Raw genomic sequence first — 12666 nt, 5'->3', positions numbered from 1 at the left:
CCCTCTCCCTAAATGTTGTCCATAAACTCTTCAAATGCTTTTGTCCAAACAGCGATATGTCGCCCGTCATCTTCTAATGGTGCTGTGCTGAATCTGGATTGTAACAACAGTTGGTTTGCTTCGGCAGATTGAAGCCATTCAAGGGTATGATCAAATCTTGCCTGCATGTCCGACAGATCAATAGTGGATAACTCGTTACTCGCCCTAACTAACCTTTCAATTTTATGAATTGTGGCTGTAGTAACGTTGTTTAAACTCTCCCGCCATAATGGTACATCATTGGCTGATAATCCATCTTTCAAAGCGTTCAATAAATCTTCACTTGCTTCAGTATGATCATTCCTTAATAGCCTTAATAGTTTGCCATCCCTTAACTTGGATAGATCACGATCTGTCAAAAGTTCAAGCAACAGTGTATGAGAATAGAATCTTGGGTAGGCTCCTCCTCCACCGTCTTCAAGGAAATCATCCAGATTCATTCTTCTAGTTTTATTCGTATAGCCACCTGCAAAACCTGTAGCACCTACGGCTAAGCAAGCATAGCCAAATGCGTCAGCAAAGTTCACCATAACAATCTTTTCATTTTGAGCACCTACAATATGACTAATATAAAGAAGGGTCTCAGCAACTCTCTTATGATTAATTCGAATAGAACCATTTCCCGTTTGTACAGGAAGTACATAGATTCCATCTAGTTCTTCTCTTGCTGAAAGGTTATCAATAATAGTTTGAATAACCTTGTTTTCGAGTGGATTTTGATGGAGTACAATGTTATCCGTGAAGGCAACTGTTGCTAACATACTGTGGTCATATTCTGCCTTTAGTTCTATCGCGGCGTCAATCCAATTTAGTTGAAGTGCAAATTCATCCTCGGAGTCTTCAACTAATGGTGTAGGAATTATTAAATGAGTCACACCAAGGTCTACTTGGAAATCGAAACAACTTCTCAAGCTGTCAAGTATGTCCTCTTTTATAACTGGTAAGGTGTATGGCCACGCCATAGATGTTTTATGGTCATCAAACCATTCTCTTTGAGTTTGAATTTGGCTATCAAACTCGTACTCACTTCCCCCAAACCAGGGATATGTCGACAATCTAGCACATGTATTATTGCAATTTTCAAAATTCAAACCAGATAAATATAACTGCGGATCAAAGAGCAAGCAATCAGGTGTGACTGACAAATTTCTCCTTTTGGCCTGTGCTTTATGTACACCGCTAGCATTAATCACCACACCATCAACACGATCATGATTAGTCCACTTGTAGCCAACATTGAGTAAAAACATCAAATCACCTCTTCGATAAGACTTAGAATTTGTTTACATGATGACGGCCTTCTTACTGGATTGGCCTGTAACATCCACCTAAGGGCTTGTTCAAACCTCGAGTCCACCTCTACAAATTCACTCAAGGGTAGTGGCTCCATGTTTCCAATATGGAACTGATTCTTATGGAATGGATGTACCCCTGCCAAAGCTTCATAAACAACAATCCCCAAAGCAAAGAGATCAACTCTTAACGTGAAATTCTTTCGTCCGCGAAGCTGTTCAGGAGCCATGTATCCCAGTGTACCCATAATCATCCCGGCCATTGTAATCGTCTGAGTATCAAGATGCTTGGCTAGACCTAAATCTATAAGTTGAAATTCACCTGAACTAGAATACATGATATTTGCCGGTTTAATATCACAGTGGACAATTCTTAACTCCCACATTTCTTCTATCGCATACAACATCTGCTTAAGGAGTTTAGCCGCTTCAGATTGATTAAGAGTGGCCTGTTCTAAATGCTTTTTGAGATCTGTTCCAGGCACATATTCTGTGGCAACAAAAAAGCATTCTCTTTCTCTCAGAGCGAAGCTCCCATGGTCAACTAATCTTGCCAAGTGCGGGGACTTAGTTTTTTCAAGTTTGGCAACTTCAAGCTCAGCACGTTTTATAAGCTGATCTGGTGAATACACCTTTACAGCTATCTCTTGAGAACCATGACTAAGCATTGCTTTAAATACCGTTCCCTGACCTCCATCACCAATCGGAGAAAGGAACAAAAATTGCTTTCCTATAGAAGTGTCGTTGAGTTCAGCAACTGTAATCTCGGGAGTAAATGGTTTGCTCATCAAAATTTCCCCTTGTTTATTGAATAAAGCCCCATTTAGAATTTTGGCATATTAAATCTCTACAGAGTCGAAGTCTTTGAAGTCTGAAATCAGAGTACTTATATGACTTGTTCTTTTTAGGCTCAAAAAGAATTGTGACTGTACTGTTAGCACTTACACTCATCAAACCAACATTTGCATCCATAAATTTCTGCACAATTTCCGGTTTGAAATGCATACCCTGATCCATAGCTACATAAGAGTAATCAGCAAAATTCAAGTTATATACTGCTTGATCTAATGCTTCTTGCCACTTAACTAGTTTGGCTTCTATAGCTACAACATATGTTGGAGAAACAGTGGACCAGCCGGTTGAAGAATAGGTATATTTGGATATCTGTTGAACCAATTCAAGTTCCAAAAAACGATTTAAGTAAGAATCCCTAATTCTTTCAGGTTTCATTCTCAGAATTTTGCTCAGCCGCTGTATTGATATCCCCTTTTGATGAGTCATAAAAATAGCTAAGACATCTAACTGAGACATGTTTAGCTTTTTTAAAGAGCGTTTGTAATCATTGTTGTTTAAAGTGTTTGTATCCGCATGTATCGGAGCAAACAAGAGGTCGACAATTCGATGATTCACTGGAAGCTCTTCTGCAACAGCAATTAAGCTGTCCACCTCTTTATTTAGTAAAGTCTCGTATTGGGATTTAATGATAGGGATCATTTCCATCTCTAAAGCGAATTCCATTTTAAGTACCTCTTTCCGTTGGATTGTATCCAGCTTAGTGGTTAATTTGCCCTACAAATCCTCCGGATATAGTCCATAGTACCCCATTAGGGAAAATGTGTAAATACCATCCTGTGATGGGATTATTGGGCTTTAAGTGAACGAAACCGTGAGCAACTCTCCGGCCACCCCCACTTTTCAGTGAATTATATATAAATTCAACATATACTGGCCCATTTCCTTGCTCACCCTCAGGCCTGAAACAATTATACTATTCATATATTCAGTTTTTAATTATTTTGTAACTAAGGAGAAAAGTAAAAATACCCGACCTCGCGGCAAAAGCCCATAAAATACAAACAGCGGAAAGGCCATCTGCATCCTCTCCGCTGTTTATGTTGTTCATCCTCATCACCGTATCCGCACCCTCACGCCGTCCTCTGTCTTGTAATCCTCTGGATGCGTTTCATACTTTGGTCTGTTGTCTATGGTGGCTCCGGCCTCTTCAAGCAGTTTCAGCATAACTGCTTTATAGGTCGTCCTCGCCAGCGGCACTCCCTTATTTGGATCAGCACCATGATTCAGCAACATACGTACAATTTCAACCTGATCGAACATCACCGCCGATTGAAGACCGCTGTCCACATCCGCACCGTATTGAGCAAGCAAATTCACAACCTCCAGATCACCCTTCTCTATAGCATCATGCATGGCAGGAAAGTCCTCTGAAGGATCAGCCCCCGCTTCCAGCAATATTTTCACCATCGGCACCGGGTCTTCATTGAAGTTGACCGCCAACGACAAGTTGCCTACAGGAATCGACTCCGCTCCAACTCCATAATCAGTCGCAATGTTGGGCGACGCTCCTTCATCCAGCAGTCGTTGTACCTCATTCAGATTGCCTTCTCTGATTGCCGTGTTTAGCTCCGTGAACATTCCATCCGTTTTTACCTGTTCAGACTGCTGGGAAGTCAGCACACGTTCTACGATAGAGCATCCTGTCAGAGCTATCAGGCAAATCAACAGGAGTCCAATTGCATATATCCTCCGCATCTTCATTGTAGTTCACCTCCAGACCAACTCTGGTTATCCGCAGAGTCATTTCATTAAACGCTTCTCCGGTTCATTATCCGCCGCGAAGACGGTCTTCCATGTGCGTTGCCTGATTCAGCAACAGGAATGCAATAACGAACAAAGCAATGCCGATCCAGATGTGTTTACGTTTCTTCTTCGCTATTGCGGTGATTGTGTAGGCAATGCTGGTAATTTGTATAATGGCTCCGACGATCTTCAGTAGTAAGGCAGTTGATTCCATGTAGTCTGTTCAGCCCTTTCTTCATTGGTATTGATGTCCTGCAAGTTATCTTTCACTTCGGATAGCAACATCGTCTTCGTCCGCATCGCTGTTAATACCGTTCCAATTCATCCTCAATAGATTTCTTAGCGGCATCGACAGCCAGTTCCTTCGCAATCTCACTGCCAAGCCCTGTGAACGCTGTGACGATCAAGGCATATTTCATCGGCGTGTTGATGAACAGATAGAAGAAGGCCAGTATGTAGATGCCTGTGACGATCAAAATGCCCTTCATGTTCGCCGCCGCAAAACCACCTACAACGAAATCCATGATGAGAAAGTAGGAGACGACAAATATTCCTGCGATGATGAAGCCGACAACGATCCGCAAAACAAACAATGCAATAACTCTTTTAATAAAGTTCATCCCGCTCCCCCCTCAGTGTCGTTCTAATGAAGCGAGCGAAGCCGATCAAGTAGCTTCGACTCCGCTCTCGGATTATTACAGGTTGATTCTGCGGATGGACTTACTGTTGTCATCATAGAAGATGACATTGCCGTTGTTATCGAAACCCATCTGCTTCATTTGTCGTATCTGCATTCCATTCTTGTAGATCAAGTCATTTTCGTTGATGAAGGTAGTCATGTTTCCGGCCTCACCCATTTCGTAGACGGTTCCTGCAATACTCATATACAGTTTCCCGTTGTAGGCAGATGCACTATCGAATCGGGTATTCTCATATTCAGCAACCTTATCGACCTTCACGGGAAACAGTTGAAGATTGTACATTTTGCTTCGACCAAACACATACATATTGTCCGCAGTTGCATGGGCGGCGGCGACAGGAGCATAGCCGTAGTAATCAGACAAGTCCAGAACGTTGTAGCTTGTACTGCTGGCGATACGCTCCACCTGAGATTGATTCAGCTTGCCTTCATAGACATGAGACTCATGACTGCCTGTAACGCCATACAGAATGCTTTCCGCATCAGGAAAAGCAATAAAGTCCACGAAGCGAGCTTCTTCATGGTCAAAGTCATAAGCCGCTACGCTGACTCCCCCTGTGATGTCGTAGACGATTGTTCTTGCAGATACTTTGGCCGCGAGGTATAGCTTGTTGCCAGCCGGATTGTACGCCAGCTTCAGCGGCGTGAGATTTTTGTAGTCATAGTGCTTTGCATTCCCAGCCGCATCCTTGTAATCCCAATTGAAGTCCTGATTAATCGTTTTGAATGTCTCTACTGTGCCATTGGAACTGTTGAATTTGCGTATCTTCATCTTCTGACTGTCGAGGAAGTAGACATTGTTGCTCTTGTCCACGACCATGCTATCCACTTGATTGATCTTCGCTGTCCGTACAGGGCCATCCACATCACCAGCACCAGAGCCGCCAACCAGTGTTTCCACCGTAAACTTTGCGGATGGTGTAGATGCAGATGGTTGATCTACAGGTGTGAATGGTGCAGATGAGTTCGGCGTAGCAGGTGCGGATGGAGTTGGTGTTGGATTCGTCGTAGTCTGTCCACCGCCAATCTCTTTGTTGTCATTCCCATACTGATAGGCACGCCAAAGCATAACCGTTGCTTCTGCACGGGTGATCGTCGCCTGCGGACGGAATGTCTCATCCTGAAATCCAGATACAAGCCGATTCTCTACTGCTAATGCAACATAGCTCTTTGCAGATTCAGATATGCCATTATAGTCCTTGAACATTGCCTCAATGGTGCTTTGATCGGGCAGACGATTGGTGTCATAGCCTTTGAGCTTGACGAGGGCAACAGCCACATCTTCACGGGTTGCTGGTGCGGATGGATTGAAGATGTACTTGCCATCTGCGGTACGATAGCCCGTCATGTAGTCCTTCACGGATTCCACGAATGGTGATGCCCAATTCGCTGTTGGGATGTCGGAGAAGGAAGAGTAGTTCACCTTCTTGGGCGTGATGCCTGATGCTGTAATCATGATCTTGGCGAACTCAGCCCGGGTAATGGTGTTGTTCGGTCTGAACTTACCATCGGGATAGCCACTGATGACTTTGCGGTTTACCATCTCGGCTATGTAGCTATAGGCCCAATGTGTGGATGGAAGATCGGTGAAACTGACGGTTAATTGCGTTGCTTCTGTATTCTTCCATTCTTCACCGTAGGTTGGCAGTGCGGCTGAGACAGTGGTAGTTACTATGAATCCTGTAGCTAATGCCGATACAGCCAGTCCAATAAAAAGCTTTTTAATCATGCTGTTGTACCCCCTCAACCAATGTTGAAATCTATTTTGATGAGTATCATTAGGCATATTTTACTATATACGGCCTAAAAGGTCACTTATAAATGTACTTAACATGAACTTTAATGGTGTTATGCTGTTCTGATATGTCCTCTACCCTTGATAGTAGAGGTGATGATATGTCGGAGTTTGTGAAGCTGGTAGGTGAGAAGATCAGGATTGTCCGCAAGGCACAGGGAATAACACAAGAGAGGCTTTCCGAAATGTCGGGATTGAGTGAGAAATATTTATCAGATACAGAACGAGGGGCACGCAACATCTCGTTGGAATCGCTTGAGAAGATTATGCAGGCATTAAAGCTCAAACCCCATGAACTTTTTCTCTATGAAGACACCAACACAATAAATGAAGATAAACACCAGTTAATCGAAATGTTTCAACCATTACTTGTTAATCGCGATATTCAGGAAATCAGATTTTTGCTTAAAATTGTTCAAGAGTTCGTGAATACCTTTGAAAAAGGTGATAGCCGCATATAGGTAAGAAAAATATACAAATTTCCCCGAGGTACCACGCCTTAAATAACAGAGGGGTGGGTCTACCGTTTCATGCCCTACCCCTCTCCATATGGACTGCTTCTGCTGTTGATACAGTAGTCGCAGTTCTTTTTTTGTTTTCATATGCATTTTTGTTGTTGGCTTTGATCGTTGGTAATCACTGAAGTGGATCATCGCCGGGAACAACAGCATACGCAAAGAAGCCCGCTCACATGCTGAATGGGCTATTTGTCGTTGCCTGACAGAGAAAATCATCGGCTGTGAGATAAAGCCGGACAAAGGAGATGTATGCAGATGGTTGTTAAAAAGGGGTTGTCTTTGGAGATGGAGGAGTTATTGAGGCAACTGGTCATGAACGGAGGCATCCGCATGGCTGGGACGGTGCTGTATGTGTATTGCCGTCGGATGTACCAAGTGGACGAGGACACCGCCGCTCGCTGGATGACAGCATATTTTCGTCGTGAGTTTCCACAACAGCTTCAACGGCATCAAGATCGCATCGTCAAGGCGTGACTTATTACATTTAGAAAGGAAGGTCAGATCATGAGCTATCAAGCTTTTAAGAACAACAACTCCAAGGAGTATTTAGGATTTTGCGAGCAGAAGGGATTCATCTACAGTGTGCAGTTGAATGAAGGTAGATTTGCAGTTGTTGCACTGAACAACGGACAAGTGTCCACGTTGATTCAATTCACTGCCCAGCCATATGGAACAGATGTGAAAAACATAAATAGAAGGTCAACGATTGCTGACCTTCTCAAGTTTAATTCAATTCTATAACTAGGGGCTGAGGAGAAGGCAGTGTTTTTCTAAGTTCGGTTCGAGCCTCTTCTAGTTCTGCCTTTAAATCATAAATCTCTTTTTCGTAACGAACTTCCTTAACGGCATTACTTATGGAGGATTGGTTAACTTTCATTAGCTTGGCAATATCTTTTTGTGAATAACCAAGTTCTTTATTTAGCACGTAGGCTGAAACCTTATGTTTTTTTGTTAATTTAGTCTTCATGTATAGCCTCCTTACAATCTGATAATATCTGTTATTATCGCATATTATCGCATAATTGACAACTGAAATAGAAAAAGAAGCCGCCCACAAATGAGGCGACTCAATAAAAACACCTTGTAGTCATCATACAAACAATAATACATTCACACAACAGGAGAAGTCGAATCTGGCCTCTCCTTTTTGCGTTTACAGGAGGAATTTTGAATGAACCCTATCAACGAACTATCTACAATCAAGTCACTGCTGGGTGATGCACTAGCTGAGAAGCCCGGCTCCTATATTGTTGACGAGATTTTTGACCGCTTTCCCACTATACAGGAACTGATGAACATCACTGAGTTTGAATTGTTGTCGATTAAAGGTGTGGGCAAGGTACGTGCAAAGCAGGTAATCGCTACATTGCAATTAGCACGCAGATTGGGCAGACCAGCCGTCAACACACCGCAGATCATCCGCAGGCCACAGGATGCAGTTGACCTGTTGATGCCGGAGATGCGGTATCTGCAACAGGAGCATTTCGTCGTATTGTTCCTGAATACAAAGAATCACCTTATTGGGCAACCACAAACTCTATCTATCGGTTCACTCAATGCCGCCATAGTCACACCACATATGGTATTTCGTGCCGCTGTAAAACGTTCTGCGACCTCTGTGCTGGTATGTCACAACCACCCGAGCGGGTGTTGCGATCCCTCGTCAGAAGACATCCAACTAACAAAACGCTTGGTGGAAAGCGGGAACATTGTTGGTGTAGATGTGCTGGATCATTTGGTGCTGGGTGATGGAACCTTTACAAGCTTGAAAGAGCAAGGGCTCATGTAAACCCGTATAGATCAGTTATTTGTACTGATTGAAGTACGATGAAGTGATGCTGGGCCGCTCGATATTGCTCACAGCCCAGCATCGTGCGTACAGTTTAAAACCACCCCACCGCCCCTGAGGGGCCCGCAGGACTACCGCCCTGCACCAGTCACTCGCCGCGTGGCGTCCCTTGGCTAACGCCAAGGACGGAATAAAGTGTTGGTGGAACGAGCCGCCAGTCAAGGCTGAAACAAGCTCGCAGTCGCTCGGCCTTGACTGGCTCTATCCGATGATAGGTATACAACTATAGGCAGTATCGTCACTCAGGTAGCTCCATTTTCCTAAGTAGCTACTCATTACTGCTCTCTGAGATGCTGTCAGCGTAACAGGATTAGATCGCAGATCGTCCCAGTCAAATTTAAGGCCCTGCTGAAGCTGGTACTTACTTTTGCCGCTCCAGCATTCTCTGAATTGGGCAAACGTCTTGAAGACAGGGTACAACGTTCGTGATAGTGACATCCATCTGTCAAGCTCGGTACGAAACAAGGAGCCAAGATCAACAGAAGGACATGCAAATACTTCATGACGCTTCAGCTTCCGCTTCTCGGCGGCATCAAGATTCATGAATGCTTCTTGGAAGTTTCCCTTTGCCCTGAGTAGCCGCTGTATTTTGGTTCTTCCATCAATCTTGTCGATATCAACAAGAACTGTATGCTTGAACGCATCCTGTCGTTCATTGTACAGGAAAGCCTTGAGCGAAGTTCTGCTGACTTTATCCCGAAGTCTTCGAGTCCGCTCAATTCGTGTCCATGCTTGTCCATCTGTACCCTGCTCCTCAGCTTTATCGTAGTTCTTGACCTGTTGCCCTGTCCGTCTGCCGTAATAGTAGGTCTGTCCAAGCTGTTCGTAGTCTTTAGGCGGCTTGCGTTGATAACCTACGTACAGTCTTTTCGCTGTTTCTTCGGCACTCATGCCTCGGAGCAGGTCTGTTTTTTCATCAAAGCTGGCTACCTTGATAAAATCTATGCCTCCCATGACCAGCTCCACCAGTTGCACAATATCATCTGGAGTAAGCTGATGCTTCCACGGGTTAAGCATGATTGACGTAGTCGCGGCGTCAGGATTCATCTGCCCCCAACGAACGCTGAACAAGGTATGTATGAACTTGTGTCTGTAGTAGGAATCATCGTCGTCAATCCAAATTCTTGCGGGCCGAACCAAGCTGATAAAGCTGGAATCCGGGTAACTGTCCGATACCAAGACCAGCTTGTCGTAAGGACAATAGAATGGCTGGACTTTTTGCCGTCCAAGGATTTCTTGAATGACAGGCCGTGTCTCCATAACGGTTTGAGTACGATTGTTCGGATAAATATACATGAATTCACCCCGTTATATTTTTCTGCCGGGAAGCCTTACAGGATAAGGATTTAAAGGAGATTGCGTGTCATTCTTGTAGACCAGTTGTTGGAGAACGACGATTATTGTGCATTTCCTTCTCGGATTCGAGCATTTTATTCAATGTACATGCAAGTTGTTTGACGAACTGCTCCTTCTTTGATTTCTTATTGAAGTACAAGGATAATGATTCATCATCTGGCGTATTCAAATCAAATCCGATGGATTCAATAAAGTTCATAGAAACCTCCTTTTAGTAATATATAATTATAAATACTTATTTACAGAGAATATATCATGGTTTATACTGGCTGTAAATAAGACAAATATCAGTCCCATGAAAGGAATGATCTAGTATATGCCTCGTCGGATGTTGACCCCAGAAGAATATGAGTTCTTGAAATCGGCTGATCTTGGCAACCGTCTCCGTCTCTTTCGCAGAGAGGTCGGCAAGCTCCATACCAATAAAACTTTTACAACCCTAGCAATGAGTGAACGAATGGAAATTAAACAACAGACCATTATTTCCATTGAACGTGGCGACTCCAAGAAGCCCGCTTATCAATTGATGTACAAAATCACGCAAGACCTCGGCTTGCCATTTGACGCCTTGACTGACGATTTCTATGAAGGTTTCTTCCGCCCCATCCCTATCGGTGAGCCATCAGGCAATCCTGAAAGTTTTATTGATGAAGGGGAACAGAATATACGAACTTCCATCATTGGTGCTGTGTTGTATGAGTGCCAAAATGATAATACTGTCAGACTCATTCATGACCTTCGCTCGTGCAAGTCCTTGGAGAAGGCAGAGTTTATCTCGGTACTAGCTCGACTTATAGGTGAACTTCAATCAACAGAAAAAGTTGAGCGACTTTTCACTGAACGGCACCCCGTTGTACAAGCATCCGAGTTGTACAACGCCTTGGATACTTCTCCCGAAGCTTTTCCTCCCATCAAGGAAGAAGTTTGGACAGAAGCACTAAATGCACTTATCACATCCCACCAACCTAAAGGAGACAATGAAAATGAATAACACAAAGACTGCACTGTATACTCGTACCAGCACCAACTTGCTCGATACCATTAACCAACTGGAAGAGAACAGAAGGTATGCAAACGAGAACTCACTAAAGATCATCCGTGAATACACTGACGATAACACCACAAATGGCTCACAGCTTGAACAAATGTTGCTTGATGTAGAACGAGGATTATTTGATACAATTATCGTTTACAGATTTGACCGCCTCTCCCGAACCCTGCAAAACCTCATCAAGATCGAATCTTTGCTTAATCAGCACAATATTGGATTGGTGAGTGTCATGGAGCATATTGATACCAGAACAGGTTTCGGACGTGCTTTGACCAATATCTTCTTTCAATTTCAGAAACGAGAAGAAGAGACCCTGATGAAGCGACAGCAATTTGAAGCCAAGGATTCAACTGTTTATGAGGAGTTCACACCACATGAGTAAGATAATCAGAACGGCGTTATACGCACGGGTAAGCACCGAAGAACAGGCTACGGAAGGATACAGTATTGAAGCTCAACTGGAAGAAATGAGAAGGTACGCTCAGATACACAATATGAACATTGCAGGCGAATATGTGGATGAGGGGGTGAGTGGTAAAAGTATCAAGGGTCGTCCGCAGATGGTTCGTCTGTTAAAAGACATTGAAAGGAAAAAGATTGACGCCGTCGTCGTGTATAAGCTCGACAGGTTAGCCCGTAAGGCCAAAGATGCCATTGAAATCAGTGACGTTCTCGAACGCAACAATGTATCTCTTAAAAGTCCAAAAGAGCCTATCGACATAACTACCGGGTTAGGCAAGCTTATCTACCAAATAGCCGCTTCCATTGCAGAGCATGAACGCAACTCTATCGTTGATCGTGTGAAAATGGGGATGGAACAACGGGCCAAGGAAGGACGTTACAACGGAGGAAAAACGCTAGGCTACAACAGCGTGGACAAGGCACTCGTCATCAACGAGAACGAAGCTATCATCGTCCGTAAAATCTTTGATTACGCCGATCAGGGAATGGGCTTCAAGGCCATCACCCGGCGTCTTAATGAAGAAGGATATCGCTCGAAGACAGGCAAGCCCTTCAGTACAAACAGCATTAAGACCCTCCTCAACAATCCTATGTACATCGGAAAGATCAGGTACAATCAGGTCGTCGATTGGGCGGAGAAACGTCGCAAGGGGAAGAACCCGGATTTCCTGCTGGTGGATGGCGTACACGAGCCATTGATTTCGCTGGAGTTATGGAACAACGTCCATAACAAGCTTGGTGAACGCTCCTATAAGCCCGCTCGCTCTCATCAGCCTTATATTCTCAGTGGGCTGCTGAAATGCCCGGTATGCGGTCATGGAATGGTTCCAGCTCGCTCCAAGGGAGCCAAAGGTCAATCTTACCGCTATTATACATGCGGGCAATTTCACAACAAGGGAAAAACAGTGTGTCGCTCCAACAGTATCCGGGCAGATGTAGCCGAGAAGCAGTTACTTGAGGAGCTTGTCCGTGTTGCTTCCAGACCGGATATCGCTGGGCAACTGGC

At 44.1% G+C, this 12666-nt stretch carries 16 protein-coding genes and 1 pseudogene; 7 read left to right on the top strand and 10 right to left on the bottom strand.

Features of this window, described 5'->3' with window-relative positions:
- Positions 1–8: 8 nt before the first annotated feature.
- From ACY1JZ_RS23345 to ACY1JZ_RS23315, 7 genes are all read right to left on the bottom strand, one after another.
- Positions 9–1289 (bottom strand): hypothetical protein, encoded by a 1281-nt coding sequence (locus ACY1JZ_RS23345; protein WP_462631127.1) that lies wholly within the window; start codon positions 1287–1289, stop codon positions 9–11.
- Positions 1289–2119, bottom strand: a complete 831-nt coding sequence (locus ACY1JZ_RS23340) for a serine/threonine protein kinase (protein ID WP_462631126.1) — start codon at positions 2117–2119, stop codon at positions 1289–1291. Before ACY1JZ_RS23340 ends, ACY1JZ_RS23345 begins: the two co-directional genes overlap by 1 nt.
- Positions 2120–2135: 16 nt before the next feature.
- Complete coding sequence (locus ACY1JZ_RS23335; protein ID WP_462631125.1) at positions 2136–2849, bottom strand: hypothetical protein; 714 nt, start codon at positions 2847–2849, stop codon at positions 2136–2138.
- A gap of 390 nt (positions 2850–3239) precedes the next feature.
- A complete protein-coding gene (locus tag ACY1JZ_RS23330; RefSeq protein WP_462631124.1) occupies positions 3240–3764 on the bottom strand; it encodes an ankyrin repeat domain-containing protein in 525 nt (174 codons plus the stop codon).
- A gap of 190 nt (positions 3765–3954) precedes the next feature.
- Positions 3955–4143, bottom strand: a complete 189-nt coding sequence (locus ACY1JZ_RS23325) for a hypothetical protein (protein ID WP_462631123.1) — start codon at positions 4141–4143, stop codon at positions 3955–3957.
- Between the two features lie 91 nt (positions 4144–4234).
- Complete coding sequence (locus ACY1JZ_RS23320; RefSeq protein ID WP_462631122.1) at positions 4235–4549, bottom strand: hypothetical protein; 315 nt, start codon at positions 4547–4549, stop codon at positions 4235–4237.
- A gap of 75 nt (positions 4550–4624) precedes the next feature.
- Complete coding sequence (locus ACY1JZ_RS23315) at positions 4625–6358, bottom strand: S-layer homology domain-containing protein (RefSeq protein WP_462631121.1); 1734 nt, start codon at positions 6356–6358, stop codon at positions 4625–4627.
- A 167-nt stretch (positions 6359–6525) separates the two neighbouring features.
- Here ACY1JZ_RS23315 and ACY1JZ_RS23310 point away from each other — a divergent pair, with 167 nt between their 5' ends.
- The 3 genes from ACY1JZ_RS23310 (at position 6526) to ACY1JZ_RS23300 (ending at position 7683) form a co-directional block, all read left to right on the top strand.
- Positions 6526–6885 carry a helix-turn-helix domain-containing protein gene (locus ACY1JZ_RS23310; RefSeq protein WP_462631120.1) on the top strand — a complete coding sequence of 120 codons (360 nt, stop codon included), beginning with the start codon at positions 6526–6528 and terminating at the stop codon, positions 6883–6885.
- 312 nt (positions 6886–7197) lie between these two features.
- Positions 7198–7416, top strand: a complete 219-nt coding sequence (locus ACY1JZ_RS23305; protein ID WP_462631119.1) for a hypothetical protein — start codon at positions 7198–7200, stop codon at positions 7414–7416.
- Between the two features lie 30 nt (positions 7417–7446).
- On the top strand, positions 7447–7683 hold the full coding sequence (locus ACY1JZ_RS23300; RefSeq protein WP_462631118.1) for a hypothetical protein: 237 nt from the start codon (positions 7447–7449) through the stop codon (positions 7681–7683).
- Here ACY1JZ_RS23300 and ACY1JZ_RS23295 read toward each other — a convergent pair.
- Positions 7667–7909, bottom strand: coding sequence for a hypothetical protein (locus ACY1JZ_RS23295; protein WP_462631117.1), 243 nt, complete (start codon positions 7907–7909; stop codon positions 7667–7669). The genes ACY1JZ_RS23300 and ACY1JZ_RS23295 overlap by 17 nt on opposite strands.
- 204 nt (positions 7910–8113) lie before the next feature.
- On the opposite strand from ACY1JZ_RS23295, the gene radC reads away from it, so the two are divergent.
- Positions 8114–8731, top strand: a complete 618-nt coding sequence (gene radC / locus ACY1JZ_RS23290; protein WP_462631116.1) for a RadC family protein — start codon at positions 8114–8116, stop codon at positions 8729–8731.
- 261 nt (positions 8732–8992) lie between these two features.
- Here radC and ACY1JZ_RS23285 read toward each other — a convergent pair whose 3' ends face one another.
- On the bottom strand, positions 8993–10087 hold the full coding sequence (locus ACY1JZ_RS23285) for a hypothetical protein (protein ID WP_462631115.1): 1095 nt from the start codon (positions 10085–10087) through the stop codon (positions 8993–8995).
- Positions 10088–10154: 67 nt separating this feature from the next.
- Positions 10155–10346 carry a hypothetical protein gene (locus ACY1JZ_RS23280; RefSeq protein WP_462631114.1) on the bottom strand — a complete coding sequence of 64 codons (192 nt, stop codon included), beginning with the start codon at positions 10344–10346 and terminating at the stop codon, positions 10155–10157.
- A gap of 156 nt (positions 10347–10502) precedes the next feature.
- Here ACY1JZ_RS23280 and ACY1JZ_RS23275 point away from each other — a divergent pair, with 156 nt between their 5' ends.
- The 3 genes and pseudogenes from ACY1JZ_RS23275 to ACY1JZ_RS23265 form a co-directional block, all read left to right on the top strand.
- Positions 10503–11138, top strand: a complete 636-nt coding sequence (locus tag ACY1JZ_RS23275) for a helix-turn-helix transcriptional regulator (protein ID WP_462631113.1) — start codon at positions 10503–10505, stop codon at positions 11136–11138.
- A complete protein-coding gene (locus tag ACY1JZ_RS23270) occupies positions 11131–11580 on the top strand; it encodes a recombinase family protein (RefSeq protein ID WP_462631112.1) in 450 nt (149 codons plus the stop codon). Before ACY1JZ_RS23275 ends, ACY1JZ_RS23270 begins: the two co-directional genes overlap by 8 nt.
- Positions 11555–12613, top strand: a pseudogene (locus tag ACY1JZ_RS23265) (recombinase family protein); the annotation flags it as partial. The gene ACY1JZ_RS23270 and the pseudogene ACY1JZ_RS23265, both read left to right, overlap by 26 nt.
- Positions 12614–12666 lie beyond the last annotated feature (53 nt).

The sequence above is a fragment of the Paenibacillus sp. J5 genome (assembly GCF_054955055.1).
The sequence above is the reverse complement of the archived record's forward strand: the minus strand, read 5'-3'. Positions and strand labels throughout refer to the sequence as shown.